Annotated in this window: 12 protein-coding genes; 7 read left to right on the top strand and 5 right to left on the bottom strand. The window is 60.6% G+C overall.

Annotated features, from left to right (window positions below; genetic code table 11):
- The first annotated feature begins 4 nt into the window (after positions 1–4).
- The 3 genes from ACQY1J_RS17770 (at position 5) to ACQY1J_RS17760 (ending at position 3,334) form a co-directional block, all read left to right on the top strand.
- Complete coding sequence (locus tag ACQY1J_RS17770; RefSeq protein ID WP_430250474.1) at positions 5–1,672, top strand: alpha-glucosidase family protein; 1,668 nt, start codon at positions 5–7, stop codon at positions 1,670–1,672.
- A gap of 33 nt (positions 1,673–1,705) precedes the next feature.
- On the top strand, positions 1,706–2,794 hold the full coding sequence (locus tag ACQY1J_RS17765) for an ABC transporter ATP-binding protein (RefSeq protein ID WP_062579131.1): 1,089 nt from the start codon (positions 1,706–1,708) through the stop codon (positions 2,792–2,794).
- Positions 2,795–2,977: 183 nt separating this feature from the next.
- Complete coding sequence (locus tag ACQY1J_RS17760) at positions 2,978–3,334, top strand: hypothetical protein (RefSeq protein WP_062579133.1); 357 nt, start codon at positions 2,978–2,980, stop codon at positions 3,332–3,334.
- 71 nt (positions 3,335–3,405) lie between these two features.
- Here the strand turns inward: ACQY1J_RS17760 and edd are convergent, their stop codons facing one another.
- The 5 genes from edd to ACQY1J_RS17735 all read right to left on the bottom strand — a co-directional run bounded on the left by edd (position 3,406) and on the right by ACQY1J_RS17735 (position 10,340).
- Complete coding sequence (edd, locus tag ACQY1J_RS17755) at positions 3,406–5,223, bottom strand: phosphogluconate dehydratase (protein ID WP_184654055.1); 1,818 nt, start codon at positions 5,221–5,223, stop codon at positions 3,406–3,408.
- Positions 5,224–5,322: 99 nt separating this feature from the next.
- A complete protein-coding gene (pgl, locus tag ACQY1J_RS17750) occupies positions 5,323–6,021 on the bottom strand; it encodes a 6-phosphogluconolactonase (protein WP_430250473.1) in 699 nt (232 codons plus the stop codon).
- 7 nt (positions 6,022–6,028) lie between these two features.
- Complete coding sequence (zwf, locus tag ACQY1J_RS17745; RefSeq protein WP_062453773.1) at positions 6,029–7,501, bottom strand: glucose-6-phosphate dehydrogenase; 1,473 nt, start codon at positions 7,499–7,501, stop codon at positions 6,029–6,031.
- 96 nt (positions 7,502–7,597) lie between these two features.
- A complete protein-coding gene (locus ACQY1J_RS17740; protein ID WP_430250472.1) occupies positions 7,598–8,887 on the bottom strand; it encodes an NAD(P)/FAD-dependent oxidoreductase in 1,290 nt (429 codons plus the stop codon).
- Between the two features lie 13 nt (positions 8,888–8,900).
- Positions 8,901–10,340, bottom strand: a complete 1,440-nt coding sequence (locus ACQY1J_RS17735; protein WP_062453771.1) for a glutamine synthetase family protein — start codon at positions 10,338–10,340, stop codon at positions 8,901–8,903.
- 184 nt (positions 10,341–10,524) lie between these two features.
- Between ACQY1J_RS17735 and ACQY1J_RS17730 the strand changes: the two genes are divergently transcribed.
- From ACQY1J_RS17730 to ACQY1J_RS17715, 4 genes are all read left to right on the top strand, one after another.
- Positions 10,525–11,706 carry an NAD(P)/FAD-dependent oxidoreductase gene (locus ACQY1J_RS17730; protein WP_430250471.1) on the top strand — a complete coding sequence of 394 codons (1,182 nt, stop codon included), beginning with the start codon at positions 10,525–10,527 and terminating at the stop codon, positions 11,704–11,706.
- A 144-nt stretch (positions 11,707–11,850) separates the two neighbouring features.
- On the top strand, positions 11,851–11,985 hold the full coding sequence (locus tag ACQY1J_RS17725; protein WP_256413687.1) for a hypothetical protein: 135 nt from the start codon (positions 11,851–11,853) through the stop codon (positions 11,983–11,985).
- 296 nt (positions 11,986–12,281) lie between these two features.
- Positions 12,282–14,003 (top strand): methyl-accepting chemotaxis protein, encoded by a 1,722-nt coding sequence (locus ACQY1J_RS17720; RefSeq protein ID WP_430250470.1) that lies wholly within the window; start codon positions 12,282–12,284, stop codon positions 14,001–14,003.
- 257 nt (positions 14,004–14,260) lie between these two features.
- Complete coding sequence (locus ACQY1J_RS17715) at positions 14,261–15,358, top strand: polyamine ABC transporter substrate-binding protein (protein WP_082471837.1); 1,098 nt, start codon at positions 14,261–14,263, stop codon at positions 15,356–15,358.
- Positions 15,359–15,398 lie beyond the last annotated feature (40 nt).

The raw sequence follows: 15,398 nt of genomic DNA, 5'->3' as shown, positions 1-15,398 counted from the left end.
GTGGATGACAAGTTCGGCGGAAGTCTCCGGAGCAACGGACGCAGCAAAGGATCGGGACTGGTGGCGTGGCGCCGTCATTTACCAGATCTATCCCCGCTCGTTCCAGGATAGCAACGGCGACGGTATCGGTGACCTGAAGGGCATTTCCGCGCGCCTGCCGCATATCGCAGCGCTTGGCGCCGACGCCATCTGGATCTCGCCGTTCTTTCCGTCGCCGATGAAGGACTTCGGCTATGACGTCTCCAATTATTCCGATGTCGATCCGATGTTCGGCACGCTTTCGGATTTCGATGGCCTGATCGCGGAAGCCCATCGCCTTGGCCTCAAGGTGATGATCGATCTCGTCATGTCGCATTCGTCGGATCAGCATTCGTGGTTCATCGAAAGCCGTTCCTCGCGCTACAATCCCAAGGCCGACTGGTATGTCTGGGCAGACGCGAAGCCTGACGGCACGCCGCCCTGCAACTGGCTGTCGATCTTTGGCGGTTCGGCCTGGCACTGGGATCCGACCCGCATGCAATATTACATGCACAACTTCCTCACCTCGCAGCCGGATCTCAACCTGCACAATGCCGAGGTTCAGGATGCGTTGCTGGACATGACGCGCTTCTGGCTGAACCGCGGCGTCGATGGTTTCCGCCTCGATACGATCAACTTCTACTTCCACGACAAGCAATTGCGCGACAATCCGGCGCTCGATCCCTCGCGCCGCAACGCGTCGACGGCGCCCGCCGTGAACCCCTACAATTTCCAGGAACACATCTACGACAAGAACCGGCCGGAAAATATCGCGTTCCTGAAGCGCTTCCGCGCCGTTCTCGACGAATTCCCGTCAATCGCTGCCGTCGGCGAAGTGGGCGACAGCCAGCGAGGCCTTGAGATCGTCGGCGAATATACGTCCGGCGATGACAAGATGCAGATGTGCTACGCCTTCGAATTCCTGGCGCCCGACGCTCTGACGCCCGCCCGCGTGGCCGAAGTGCAGACCGCCTTTTCCGAGGCCGCGCCTGAGGGCTGGGCCTGCTGGGCGTTTTCCAACCACGACGTGGTGCGCCATGTCAGCCGCTGGGGCATGGACGTGCTCGACCGTGAAGCCTACGCAAAAATGCTCTCGGCCATTCTTTTGACCCAGCGCGGCTCCGTCTGCATCTATCAGGGGGAAGAACTGGGCCTGACCGAGGCCGATATCGCCTATGCCGACCTGCGCGATCCCTACGGCATTCAGTTCTGGCCGGAATTCAAGGGCCGCGACGGCTGCCGCACGCCGATGGTCTGGGATGCCCAGGCGCTTCAGGCCGGCTTTTCGACGGCCGAAAAGACATGGTTGCCGATCCCGGTCGAACACCAGCTGAAAGCCGTCGGCGCCCAGTATGGCGATCCGGCTTCGGTGCTGGAGCAGTATCGCCGCTTTCTCGCCTTCCGCAAACTGCATCCGGCCCTGAGCAAGGGGCAGTTCATGTCTCTTCCGGTCGATGACACGGTGCTGGGCTACAAACGCCAATACGGCAATGAGACGCTGCTCTGCCTATTCAACATGAGTGCGGGCGAGGTCGCGACCGACCTGCCGATCGGTCAGTGGGACATGCTCGTTGGCCACGGTTTTGACAGCCGTGTCGAAGGCAATCGTGTCGAGCTGCCACCTTGGGGGGCGTATTTCGCTCGCCACACGTAAGAGACAACAAAGGGTAACGGGGAGGATCACGTCATGACCGGTGTCGTACTGAAGGATATCCGCAAGTCCTATGGCCAGGTGAAGGTGCTGCACGGCATCGACCTGGACATTGCGCAGGGCGAGTTCGTGGTGTTTGTCGGCCCGTCCGGCTGCGGCAAGTCCACGCTGCTGCGGATGATCTCCGGGCTCGAGACGATCACCGGCGGCGAGATGCTGATCGATGGTCAGGTGGTCAACGACGTTCCGCCATCGCGCCGTGGCATCGCCATGGTGTTCCAGTCCTATGCGCTCTATCCGCATATGACCGTCTACGACAACATGGCCTTCGGCATGCGGATCGCCAAGGAAAGCAAGGAGGAGATCGACCGACGGGTCCGCGCGGCCGCCGATATCCTTCAACTCACGCCCTATCTCGACCGCCTGCCGAAAGCGCTCTCGGGCGGCCAGCGCCAGCGCGTGGCGATTGGCCGGGCGATCTGCCGTGACCCGAAAGTCTTTCTGTTCGATGAGCCTTTGTCGAACCTCGACGCAGCTCTCCGCGTCGCGACCCGCATCGAGATTGCCCGGCTCAAGGAGCAGATGCCGGACACGACGATGATCTACGTCACCCACGATCAGGTGGAGGCGATGACGCTCGCTGACCGGATCGTCGTGCTGTCGGCCGGCCGCATCGAACAGGTGGGGCCACCGCTCGAACTCTATGAGCGCCCCAAAAACCTCTTTGTCGCGCGCTTCATCGGCTCGCCGGCGATGAACATCATGCCCGTCACCGTCAAGGAAACCGGCGCTGTGACCACCGTTTCGCTTGTCGACGGAAAGTCGGTCATCGTACCGATCTCGACCGAAACCGGGGCGAACGGCAAGAGCGCAAGCTTCGGCGTCCGGCCGGAAGATCTGACCATCGCGACCGGCGAGGATTATCTCTTCGAAGGCAAGGTGTCCATCGTCGAGGCGCTCGGGGAGGTGACGCTCCTCTACATCGAAGGCTTGTCGGCCAAGGAGCCGATCATCGCCAAACTGCCTGGGATCATCGACGTAAAAAGAGGCGACACGATGCGTTTTTCAGCCGATCCGCAGAAGCTGCATCTCTTCGACGCGGACGGCCAGACCTATCGCCGCTGACGGATCGGGATAACTTTACATTTACCGGAATTTTGTGACTAATGCTCCGATTCGGGCCGCATATGAAATTCCAACGCTCTGTTAAACTTCAGGCCCTACTCTTTTGACATTGGAATAGGAGACACTGTCGTGACCGCGGCCCCCATTGGAAAAAGCCATTTTCTGAATAAGGAAGAGTCGTTCATGTACGACCGCGAAGCGCGGTTCAAGATGCATGACACGATGAACGCAGCCCGGATCGAGTATACCGAGAACGGCGTGATGAACATGGCGCAGCGCCGCTGCGACGTTCTGCAGATCTCGGAAACCGAGGCACTCCTCGGCATCATCACCCAGTACCACCTGCCCAAGCAATTCTATCTCGACATCCCGGACGCCCGCATCTCGAAGGTCGGCTGCCTCTTGATGCGGGTCAACACCAACAACACCATTCAGGTTCGCTTTCTGAAGATGCTGACGAAGAAGGAGATGAACCGCATCTTCGTCTTCTCGACGCATCCGAACCACCGCGACATGACGATCGATCTCCGGGCCTGGTAAGCCACCTGTCCAAGGACCGTGGGCACTGTCGGAGTTATTGAAGGGGCGGCTCAAGGCCGCCCTTTGTTATTTCAGGAAAACACGCTGGCGCCGTGCTCGGCGCGGCCAACGTTGCGGCGGAAGGCGGCGAAGAGTTCGCGGCCCATGCCGAATTCGTTTTCGGAAAGGTCCGCCTTGGCAGGCAGGCGCGCCTCGAATTCGGCGGCGTCCACCAGAACCTCAAGCGTTCCGGCAACAGCGTCGAGACGGATCATGTCGCCGTTTTGGATCTTGGCGATCGCCCCGCCATCGCAGGCTTCCGGCGTCATGTGAATGGCGGCCGGTACCTTGCCCGATGCGCCGGACATGCGCCCGTCGGTGAGAAGCGCCACCTTGAAGCCGCGGTCCTGCAGCACGCCGAGCGGCGGCGTCAGACGGTGCAACTCGGGCATGCCGTTCGCCTGCGGTCCCTGGAAGCGCACGACGGCGATGAAGTCACGGTTCAGGTCGCCGCGCTTGAACGCGTCCTGCAGTTCCTGCTGGTCGTGGAACACGATGGCCGGCGCCTCGATGATATGGCGCTCCGGCTTCACGGCCGAAATCTTGATGACGCCCTTGCCGATATTGCCGGTCAGCATCTTCAGGCCGCCGGTCGGCTGGAACGGCGTTTCGATCTGCGCCAGAACCTTCGGGTCGCCACTTGTCTGCGGCACCGTCGGGCGGGTCACGAGGCCCTTCTCGTCGAGCTTGGCTTCAACCGTGTAGGCCTCGAGGCCATGGCCGAACACGGTGCGCACGTCGTCATGCACCATGCCTGTCTTCAAGAGCTCGCGGATGAGGAAACCCATGCCGCCGGCTGCGTGAAAATGGTTCACGTCGGCCAGTCCGTTCGGATAGACGCGAGCCAGCAGCGGAACGATGTCGGAAAGCTCCGAAATGTCTTCCCAGGTCAGATGGATGCCGGCGGCACGCGCCATCGCCACGATATGCATCGTGTGGTTCGTGGAGCCACCGGTCGCATGCAGGCCGACGACGCCGTTGACGATCGAGCGTTCGTCGATCATCTCGCCCGCTGGCGTGAACTCGTTGCCGAGTGCGGTGATGGCCAGCGCCCGCTTGACGGCCTCGCGCGTCAGCGCTTCGCGAAGCGGCGTGCCCGGATTGACGAAGGAGGCGCCGGGCATATGGAAGCCCATGATTTCCATCAGCATTTGGTTGGAATTGGCCGTGCCATAGAACGTGCAGGTGCCCGGGCCGTGATAGGATTTGGACTCCGCTTCAAGCAGTTCGGCGCGGCCGACCTTGCCTTCCGCATAGAGCTGGCGAATGCGCGACTTCTCGTCGTTCGGCAGACCCGTCGTCATCGGTCCGGCCGGAATGAACACTGCCGGCAGATGTCCGAACGACAGCGCCGCGATCACCAGGCCCGGGACGATCTTGTCGCAGATGCCGAGATAGACGGCCGCGTCGAACATGTTGTGCGACAGGCCGATACCGGCCGACATGGCGATCGCATCGCGCGAAAACAGCGAAAGCTCCATGCCGGGCTGCCCCTGTGTGACGCCGTCGCACATGGCTGGAACGCCACCAGCCACCTGGGCGATGCCGCCGGCTGCGCGTGCCGCCTCGCGGATGATCGCGGGGAAGGTCTCGTAGGGCTGGTGAGCCGAGAGCATGTCGTTATAGGAGGTGATGATGCCGAGGTTCGGAACGACGTCGCCAGCGAGCGCGTCCTTCTCGGCGGGGGAACAGACCGCGAAGCCGTGTGCAAGGTTACCGCAGGACAGGGTGGTGCGATGTGGCCCGCGCGATGCGGCGCGGCGCACCCGGTCGATATAGGCCTCACGATGCGGTTTCGATCGTTCGACGATGCGGGCGGTGATCGCCTCGATGCCGGAATGGGCGCCCATGGTTCATCCTCCTTGGGTCGATCCCGGTCTGGGAGAGTGCCGGGATCGCTGGTGTTACTGCTCCGACCCCTCAAAAGGAGCCGCCAGGTAAGACGCGTGTTACGGCGCCCAGTAGATGTCGAGTGGCGAGGCGGCACGGTTCAAGACCGCACGGACCGGCATTTCGGTCTCGTCGGATCCGGCGATCGCCTTTTCCAGCACGTCCTTCTTGCCCTGTCCCTCGATATGCAGCGCCAGAAAGCGGGCATCCGAAAGGCTGGAGAAGGAGAAGGTCAACCGCTCTTCGCCGGCCCCTTCCGCTTTCATCGTCATGACGCGGCAAAGACCGGTAAGGTCGAGCGCCTGTTCAAGATTGTCGCCATGCGGGAAGAACGAGGCCGTGTGCCCGTCTCCACCCATGCCAAGGATCACGACGTCGAACGGCTTGTCGAGCGCAGCCGTCGCCTTCGTGGCAATCACGGCCGCCTCCTCGATCGAGGGCGCATCGTAATAGAGCGGCACAAAGGTTGCCGCCGCCGCATTGTTGGTCAGCAGATGCTTGGCAACCAGAAGATGGTTGGAGCGCTCACTGTCGGCGGGCACGAAGCGCTCATCGACCAGCGTCACCTTCACCTTGTCCCAGGCAAGCTCACGGGTGGAAAGCTCCTCGAAGAATTTCTTCGGCGTGGAGCCGCCCGAAACCGCGATGCAGGCGGAATCGCGTGCGTAGATCGCTGCGGCGAGGCGGCTTGCCACCTCGTCGGCAAGCGCGGCTGCCAGAGCCGCGCCGTCAGAATAGTCGTGGGTCGTATAGGTCATGGCTACCTCAGGTCTCGTGCCACGTGCGACCGTCGCGCTCGATCAGGGCAATCGCCTGGCTCGGTCCCCAGGTTCCGGCCGTATAGCCCTGAACCTGCTGGCCGGCGGCTTCCCAACCCTTGAGGATCGGGTCGACCCAGCGCCATGCGGCTTCCACTTCGTCGCGACGCATGAACAGCGTCTGGTTGGAACGGATCGTGTCCATCAGAAGACGCTCGTAGGCATCCGGGTTGCGCACGTTGAAGGCAGCAGCAAAGCTCATGTCCAGCGACACTTCGCGCAGGCGCATGCCGCCCGGACCCGGGTCCTTGATCATCAGAGACTGCTTGACGCCTTCGTCCGGCTGCAGGCGGATGATCAGCTGGTTGGCTGCAATCCGGCCAGCGCTCGCATCGAAGATATTGTGCGGGATCGGCTTGAAGGTGATGACGATTTCCGACATGCGGCTCGCAAGGCGCTTGCCGGTGCGGATGTAGAAGGGAACGCCGGCCCAGCGCCAGTTGCCGATTTCGGCCTTGATGGCAACGAAGGTCTCGGTGTTGGAAACTCCGCCTTCCAGCTCTTCCAGATAGCCTTTGACGGCGCCGCCTGCCGAAGCGCCGGCGCGGTACTGGCCCCGCACCGTCATCTGCTGAACGTTGGATTCGTTGATCGGCTTCAGCGCACGCAGCACTTTCAGCTTTTCGTCGCGAACGGCTTCCTGGTCCATCGACGATGGGACTTCCATCGCCACAAGGCACACGAGCTGCATGATGTGGTTCTGCACCATGTCGCGCAGAGCACCCGCCGTATCGTAGTAACCGGCGCGGCCTTCGAGGCCCACCGCTTCGGCAACGGTGATCTGTACATGGTCGATATGGTTGGCATTCCACAGCGGCTCATAGAGCGCGTTGGCAAACCGCAGCGCCATCAGGTTCTGCACGGTTTCCTTGCCGAGGTAGTGGTCGATGCGGAAGATCTGTTCTTCCGGGAAGACCTTGCCGATCTGGTCGTTGAGCGCCAGCGCTGACGCAAGGTCGCGGCCGATCGGCTTTTCGACGACGATACGGGTCTGCTTGGTGATCATCTTGTGATCGCGGATTTTTTCGGAAATGGCACCGAAAATTCCAGGCGCGACGGCGAGATAGAACACGCGGACGCGGTCCTTGCCCTCGTCGAGCAGCTTCTTCAGTTCGGCCCATCCGCCTTCCGATTTCGCATCGACGGACACGTAATAGAGACGCTTGCAGAACTTCTCGACTTCCGCCTCGTCGTATTCACCCTTCTTGAGGTGCTCCTTGAGGGCGTCCTGGGCGAACTTGCGGTAGTCGTCGTGCGAAAGCGCGCTGCGCGATGCGCCGATGATTCGGGTTGGTTCGGTGAAATGGCCTTCGATCTGACGATGGTAGAGGGCCGGCAGAAGCTTGCGCTCCGCAAGGTCGCCGGTGCCGCCGAAAACGACGCAATCAAACGGCTCGACTGGGATGATCTGGCTGCTCATCGCTATTCTTTCATCTCGCATAGTTGGTGGAACACATATTCTAATCGATTTAAAAACGCTAGCCCGAAATCGCAACTGGGCGGTAGGGGAGGCGTCTCACATCCTGTCTCTGAGCGCAAACCAAGTCAGCGCGAGGAACAGAAGAGGGCTTCGCATGCGCCGCCCGCCGGGGAAGGACGGTATGTCGAGGTCCCGCAGATAATCGAGCTCGGTGCGATTTCCCAGGACCATATCGGCGTAAAGTTTGCCGCAATAATTCGACAGCATCACACCATGACCTGAGTATCCGCCGATCGATGTGACGCCCGGCATCACCTCGCGAACGAACGGATGTCGCGGCAGGGTAATCCCGACATTGCCGCCCCAGGCATGGGTGATCTGGACATCCTTCAGCGCCGGATAGGTATCGACGATCTGGCGGCGGATGGCCTCTGCCGTGTCTTTCGGGTTGCTCGACGTATAGACCTCGCGGCCACCGAACAACAGCCGGTTGTCCAGCGACTTGCGGAAGTAGCGCACCACGAAACGGCTGTCGCAGACGGCCTCGCCGCCGGGAATGACCTGCGGAAACTCGTCGAGCGGTTCGGTTGCCGCGATAAAGGATCCGATCGGCATGATATGCGCGCCGGTCACCGGCTCGAGATTGCCGATATAGGCGTTGGTGGCCAGCAGAACCCGAGCGGCCGAAATCATGCCGCGCGGCGTCTCGATCAGGGTCTTGCCGCCCGAATGCGTTAGCTTGGTTGCCGGCGTTCCCTCATGGATCGCAGCCCCTGCGTCATGCGCCACCCGTGCCAATCCGATCAGAAGTTTCAGCGGATGGATATGGCCGGTTCCCATGTCGCGCACGCCGCAATGGTAGTCGGTCGTGCCGACCCGCTCGGCGGTTTCCTCCGCGCCCATGAACGTAACATGCGGATAGCCGTAGCGCTCGGCCGCGATTGCGGCATTGGCCTGGTAGTAGCGTTCGTATCCCCGCTTGTGGGCAACGTTCAGCTGTCCCGGCACGTATTCCATGTCGATGCCGTGGGCGGACGCGAAATCCATCAGATAGCGCTTGGCGCCCTCGGCCATGTCGAACAGCGCTTTCGAGCGCTCGAAACCCAGCTTCTCCTCGATCTCCTCCGGCCATGAGCGCTGGCCTGTGCCCAACTGCCCGCCATTGCGTCCCGATCCGCCGTCGCCAAAATGCGCGGCCTCGATCAGCACCACCGACGTGCCGGCTTTCGCCAGCGTGTAGGCGGCCTGGAGCCCGGTATAGCCGCCGCCGATGATGGCAACGTCAACGCTCTTCGAGCCGTCGAGGGGAGGGTAGGTCGCCCGGTCGCCAACGCTTGCCTGATACCAAGAAATGCCCGAGGCGATGGGGCTCTGCCAATTGTCCAAGATACCTTTTCCCTCACACGTTGAGGAGCAGGAATTCCCGTTCCCAAGGGCTGATCACCTGCATGAACGTCTCGAACTCCCCACGCTTCACGCCGGCATAAAGGCCGATGAATTCCTTGCTGAACACTTCCGCAAGCGCCGGCTCGTCCTCGAGCAGCGAGACGGCCTTCAGAAGGTCGCGCGGCAGATCGATCTCGCCTTCATTGGCGGAATCTTCCGTCGGCGGTGTCGGGTCGAGCCTGTTTTTGATGCCCAGCAGGCCGCAGCCGAGAGAGGCAGCAAGCGCCAGATACGGATTTGCGTCGGAACTCGGCAAGCGGTTTTCGACGCGCCGCGAGTTTGCATCCGAAACCGGCACGCGAAACGCTGTGGTGCGGTTGTCGTAACCCCAGGCGGAGTTGACGGGCGCCGCCATATCCGGCGTCAGGCGCCGGTAGGAATTCACATAAGGCGCCATCATCACCAGCGCCTTCGGGATGAAGGCCTGCATGCCGCCGATGAAGTGGAAGAATTCCTCCGATGCCGAACCGTCGGCATTGGAGAAGACGTTCTTGCCGGTCTCGATCTCCACCACCGACTGGTGGATGTGCATCGCGGATCCAGCCTGACCCTGCATCGGCTTTGCCATGAAGGTTGCATAGATGCCGTGTTTCAGCGCCGCCTCGCGAATGGTGCGCTTGAACATGAAGACCTGGTCGGCCAGTTCCACCGGATCGCCATGGCGAAGATTGATTTCCAGCTGCGCCGGGCCTTCCTCGTGGATCAGCGTATCGATCTCGAGGCCCTGCTTTTCGGAGAAATGGTAGATGTCGTCGATCAGTTCGTCGAACTCGTTGATGCCGGCAATCGAATAGCTCTGTCCACCGAGGATCGACCGACCGGAGCGGCCCTTCGGCGGATGCAGTGGATAATCCGGGTCGTCGTTCTTGGCGACCAGATAGAACTCGATCTCCGGCGCCACGACGGGCTTCCACCCGCGGTCGTTATAGAGCTTGACGATGTTCTTCAAAACGTTGCGCGGCGTATAGGACACCGCCTGACCATCTGTGTCGACGATGTCGCAGATCACCTGCGCCGTCGGGTCGCTTTCCCAGGGCACGACGGCAAGCGTCGAAAGGTCCGGCATCAGCTTGAGGTCGCTGTCGCGCGGCTCGTAGCGGAAGTTTGCCGTCTCGTCGGGATACTCGCCGGAGATGGTATGGCGATAGAGCGCCGAAGGCAGCGCCAGCGAGGTGTTGGACGTAAACTTCGACGAGGGCATCATCTTGCCGCGCGGCACGCCGGCTAGATCGGGCGTGATGCATTCGATGTCTTCGATCCCGCGTGCCCGAAGCCAAGCGGCTGCCTCGCGCCAGTCTGCAACGCCGCGAAGCGAAGTCAGTGTCGGCTGAGCTGTCGCGGCTTTCGCCACGGTTCCGGTTGCCAGGACAGGGGATGATTTCTTGCGCGGCATAACACACCGGGGTCATGTTGATCGGAGCCCCATCATAGCCATGGAATGATGTTTGGGAACACTCTTTGGCTGAGAGCGCGCTGACTTCTTGGCGAGGAGCAGGCTGAATCCGCTATTGTGTCCCCGCCATCTTGACTTGGAGGCTCCAATCGAAAACAGCAAGTCGATGACGAGAGGATGACCATTGGCACAGAAATTCGATGTGATCGTGTTGGGCGCCGGTGCCGCCGGCATGATGTGCGCCATCCGCGCCGGCCAGCGTGGTCGCTCGGTGCTGGTGCTTGATCACGCCAAGGCGCCCGGCGAAAAGATCCGCATCTCGGGAGGCGGCCGCTGCAACTTTACCAATATCGGTGCGGCCCCCCAGCATTACCTCTCCGGCAACGCGCATTTCGTCAAATCGGCACTTGCCCGCTACACGGCCCGCGATTTCCTCGACTTGGTGGAACGGCATCGAATTCCCTGGCACGAAAAGACGCTCGGTCAACTGTTCTGCGACAACAGCGCCAAGGACATCATCGCGATGCTGCTGGCGGAAATGTCGGCCGCGAAAGTGTCCCTGAAGCTTCAGACGGCGATCGACGGCATCGAAAAATCGCCCGACGGATATCGGCTGGCCACCTCTGCCGGCCAGTTCGAAGCCGGGTCGCTGGTGGTGGCGACGGGCGGCAAGTCCATCCCGAAAATGGGCGCCACGGGCTTTGCCTACGAGATTGCGGCGCAGTTCGGGCTCAAGCTGGTCGAGACGCGCCCCGGCCTCGTGCCGCTGACCTTCGATCAGAACACACTCGAAAAACTGTCGCCGCTGTCTGGGATCGCGGTTCCTGCAGAAGTGCGCCACGGCCGGACGGGATTTCGCGAGGCCATGCTGTTTACCCATCGCGGCCTCAGTGGCCCGTCCATCCTGCAGATTTCCTCCTATTGGCGGGAAGGTGACGACATTACGCTGTCGATCGAACCGGATGCCTCAATCAGCGATGCACTGAAGGCGGCCCGCAAGACGAACGGCAGACAGGCGGCGCAGACGGCGCTTGGCGAATTACTGCCCAAGCGTCTTGCTCAGTATTTCGTGGAAAACCGCGGCGTCACTGGCAATCTCGCGGATCTCTCCGACAAGATGCTGACAGGGCTTGCAGCATCGATCCAGGACTGGAAGATCCGCCCCGCCGGTTCGGAAGGGTATCGCACGGCCGAGGTCACGCTGGGTGGTATCGATACTTCCGCACTGAATTCCAAAACGATGCAGGCCAAGGCCGTGCCAGGCTTGTATTTCATCGGCGAGTGCGTCGACGTTACAGGCTGGCTTGGCGGCTATAACTTCCAGTGGGCCTGGTCTTCCGGCTATGCTTGCGGAGACAGCCTCTAGGTAGAAATGCCAGTTGTGCTCGATTCAGGTGTTGTTAATATGCCTGGAGGATGCTGCCTTAATGCCAGCCCATTTGTTTGGTCTATAGGCTGCGTACCCGCCGGCTTCCGGCGGCCATCACCAAGATCGTGGAGTCGGATACCTATGCAGAAGACCCGCAGCGCCCGTGCAATTGCTATTGCCAAGACCCAGGATAACGCAAAGTTGATCCGCGTAAGATTTCTGGCGATGGCGATTGGAGCAACTGTTGCTCTTCTTTCGGTTCCTTTCTACTTCTGACGTAGTCTCCCCGCTGCCTTGCTGCGGCAAGGAATGTGTGAACGAGTAACGGCGTCGGTGTAGCTCTGGATCTACGTCGGTCGCTTGAGTTACGTCAATTTCCTATTTATCTAATCTTCAGATATCTCCGTCAAAAACAACAGTGTCTCTCACATTTTGGAAAGAGCCCTGTTTTGACCAAGAAGCTTCTCCCCTCATCCGTTGTATCCCGGATTGTTCTCCTCTGCCTTTTTCTCGTTTCCGTGGCAGCGGCTACTCTTTCCGGGCTTGCCTATGTCAATCTTCGGAACGACGTCATGTCGAGTGCACGTGCCGATGCCTATAAGGCGATGCGCACGCTGGGGCTTCTTTATGAGCTGGAACTGCCCGGTGCGAAGACCGAGATCCGCGACGAAGTCGTCAACAAGGTTCTCCAGGGCGAAGGCGCTCTGAAAGGCCATGATGTGGTCGACCGTGCCGCTGCTGCCATCGGCGGCGTTGCAACGATCTTTGAGAAGCAGGGCGCAGACTACGTCCGCATCTCCACCAACGTGAAGACGGAGAAGGGTGAGCGCGCCATCGGCACGAAGCTTGCTCCCGAACATCCGGCGCAGCCGAAGCTCGGAAAGAGCGAATCCTATTTCGGAAACGCGGTTCTGTTCGGCAAGGACTACATGACCGGGTATTACCCGATCACCAATGCCGCAGGTGCAGTCACCGGCGTCCTCTTCATCGGTGTTCCGATGGAAGTCTATTTCGCCCATATCGCGTCGTCTGCTTATATCCTCATTGGCACGTCGGCGATCGCGCTTCTGGTGCTCGGCTTCTTCAGCTTTTTCGCCATCCGGGCCCTCGTGCGCCCGCTCGGCGTGCTGACCGGCAGCGTCCGCGCCATTGCGCAGGGCGATAACAAGAGTGCGATCCCCTATCTCCAGCTGCCGAACGAATTCGGCAACATTGCCAGAGCCCTTGAGGTTTTCCGCGATAAGGACCGCGAAAAGCAGCTGATCGAAAGCCGCAGCGCCGCAGAGCGTGCCGAAGCGGAAGCGGATCGCCATCGCAACGATACCGAAAAGCAGCATGTCGACGCCCAGATCGAGCACGCCGTCACGCAGCTTGGATCGGCCTTGTCGCGTCTGTCCCAGGGCGATCTGTCCGCATCGATCGACACGCCGTTCTCCGGTCGTCTTGAAGGCCTGCGGACCGATTTCAACAATTCGATCCTGCGGCTGCGTGAAACGATGACGCATATCCGGGCCAGCACGCTCTCGATCCAGAAGAGCAGCTCCGATCTCAGCCACTCGTCGACGGACCTGTCACGCCGCACCGAAAGCCAGGCCGCTTCGCTCGAAGAGACGGCAGCCGCCGTGGACGAGATCACCGTTACCGTACGCTCCTCCGCCGAACGCGCTCGCGAAGCCAATGACGCCGTGACGCAGACCAAGAAGAGCGCCGACAGTTCCGGCACCGTGGTCCGCAATGCCGTCGAAGCGATGGGCAAGATCGAGGAAGCGTCCAAGAAGATCGAACTGATCATCGACGTCATCGACGACATCGCCTTCCAGACCAACCTTCTCGCCTTGAACGCCGGCATCGAAGCCGCGCGGGCAGGGGATGCCGGCAAGGGCTTTGCGGTCGTCGCCCAGGAAGTCCGTGAACTGGCCCAGCGCTCCGCCGATGCGGCCAAGGAAATTAAGGGCCTGATCGACCAGTCCAGCCACGAGGTCCATTCCGGATCGACGCTGGTGCAGGAAGCGGGCGAAGTGCTGGCCACGATCAGCAGCGACATCACCATCATCAGCAAGCATGTCGATACGATCGCCACTGCCAGCCGCGACCAGGCCGCAGCGCTTCAGGACATCAATAGCTCCGTCAACAAGATGGATCAGATGACCCAGCAGAACGGTGCCATGGTGGGCGAAACCAGCGAGGCGAGCCGTCGTCTTGCTGAAGAGGCGGATATGCTGCTCGGCCTCGTCCAGCAGTTCAAGATCGACAGCCAGAGATCAATGGCCCGTCAGGATAGCCAGGCAGCCTGAGCGCGGGAAGATGAAATGACAAGGGGCGGCTTTCGGGCCGCCCTTTTTTGTGAACGATGAGCCGGTTGCGATTTCGGCTTGGCACAAGGGCATGGGTTCGGGCGGCGTCGATTTCCGGTAACCGCTGCTGCATTGCACATTCCCCCTTGTGGCCTGGGGAATTCCTTTCTACTCTCCTCAAAATTATAGGGAAATTCGCGCGAACCGTCCTGCCGCGCAGGGGCGGTGGCTGCAGGTGCTGCAACAGGAGAGAATTGATGAAAGCCCATTTGCTCAGCATAGCCGCCGCTTTGGCTGCGACCGCTTTCAGCGTGTCTGGTGTTTCCGCCCAGGAACGCACTGTGCATGTCTACAACTGGTCCGACTACATCGATGAATCGATCCTGCAGGACTTCACCAAGGAAACCGGCATCAAGGTTGTCTACGACGTCTTTGACAGCAACGATATCCTGGAAACCAAGCTGCTTGCCGGCGGCTCCGGTTACGACGTCGTGGTGCCGACCGCCCCGTTCCTCGCCCGCCAGATCCAGGCCGGCGTCTTCCAGAAGCTCGACAAGTCCAAGATCCCCAACCTTTCCAACCTGTGGCCGGAAATCTCGGCGCGTCTTGCCAAATACGATCCCGGCAACGAATACGCCGTCAACTACATGTGGGGCACGACCGGCATTGGCTACAATGTCGATAAGGTCAAGAAGGCACTCGGCGATACGCCCCTCGACAGCTGGGACGTGCTGTTCAAGCCTGAAAATGCTGCAAAGCTCAAGTCCTGCGGCGTCAACATCCTCGACGCATCCGACGAAACCTTTGCGATCGGCATGAACTATGTCGGCAAGGATCCCGACAGCAAGGAAACGAAGGATCTCGAAGCGGGCGGAAAGGTCTATTCCGACATCCGCTCCTCGGCAAAGACGTTCAACTCCTCGTCCTATATCGATGATCTCGCCAACGGCGACATCTGCATCACCATCGGCTGGTCGGGCGACATTCTGCAGGCAAAGACCCGCGCCGAGGAAGCCAAGAACGGCGTCAACATCGAGTTCTCGATCCCCAAGGAAGGAACCTATATGTGGTTCGACAACCTTGCGATCCCGGCCGATGCCAAGAACGTGGCCGAAGCGCATGAATTCATCAATTACTTGATGAAGCCCGAAGTGATCGCCAAGGCATCGAACTACGTTCAGTATGCCAACGGCAACCTGGCCTCGCAGAAGTTCATCGACAAGGAAGTCCTGGAAAACCCGGCGGTCTACCCGACCGAAGAGGTCACCAAGAAGCTCTTCACGATCTCGCCTTACGGGCCCAAGGAACAGCGCGTGCTGAACCGGCTCTGGACCCAGATCAAGACCGGCAAGTAACCATCGGCTTCGGGGCAGGCAAAACCTGCCCCGATCTGTT

It is taken from the genome of Neorhizobium sp. DAR64860/K0K1, from assembly GCF_050500205.1.
Lineage (GTDB): Bacteria > Pseudomonadota > Alphaproteobacteria > Rhizobiales > Rhizobiaceae > Neorhizobium > Neorhizobium soli.
Note: the sequence above shows the minus strand (reverse complement) of the source record. Positions and strands in the feature narration are given on the sequence as shown.

What these genes read in the sequence shown, in the direction of transcription:
- ACQY1J_RS17720 (WP_430250470.1), top strand. Translation starts at nt 12,282, where the DNA reads ATGTCGAGTGCACGTGCCGATGCCTATAAGGCGATGCGCACGCTGGGG.
- edd (WP_184654055.1), bottom strand. Translation starts at nt 5,223, where the DNA reads ATGGGCGCCCATTCCGGCATCGAGGCGATCACCGCCCGCATCGTCGAA.
- ACQY1J_RS17765 (WP_062579131.1), top strand. Translation starts at nt 1,706, where the DNA reads ATGACCGGTGTCGTACTGAAGGATATCCGCAAGTCCTATGGCCAGGTG.
- ACQY1J_RS17725 (WP_256413687.1), top strand. Translation starts at nt 11,851, where the DNA reads ATGCAGAAGACCCGCAGCGCCCGTGCAATTGCTATTGCCAAGACCCAG.
- ACQY1J_RS17715 (WP_082471837.1), top strand. Translation starts at nt 14,261, where the DNA reads ATGAAAGCCCATTTGCTCAGCATAGCCGCCGCTTTGGCTGCGACCGCT.
- ACQY1J_RS17735 (WP_062453771.1), bottom strand. Translation starts at nt 10,340, where the DNA reads ATGCCGCGCAAGAAATCATCCCCTGTCCTGGCAACCGGAACCGTGGCG.
- ACQY1J_RS17760 (WP_062579133.1), top strand. Translation starts at nt 2,978, where the DNA reads ATGTACGACCGCGAAGCGCGGTTCAAGATGCATGACACGATGAACGCA.
- zwf (WP_062453773.1), bottom strand. Translation starts at nt 7,501, where the DNA reads ATGAGCAGCCAGATCATCCCAGTCGAGCCGTTTGATTGCGTCGTTTTC.
- pgl (WP_430250473.1), bottom strand. Translation starts at nt 6,021, where the DNA reads ATGACCTATACGACCCACGACTATTCTGACGGCGCGGCTCTGGCAGCC.
- ACQY1J_RS17770 (WP_430250474.1), top strand. Translation starts at nt 5, where the DNA reads ATGACAAGTTCGGCGGAAGTCTCCGGAGCAACGGACGCAGCAAAGGAT.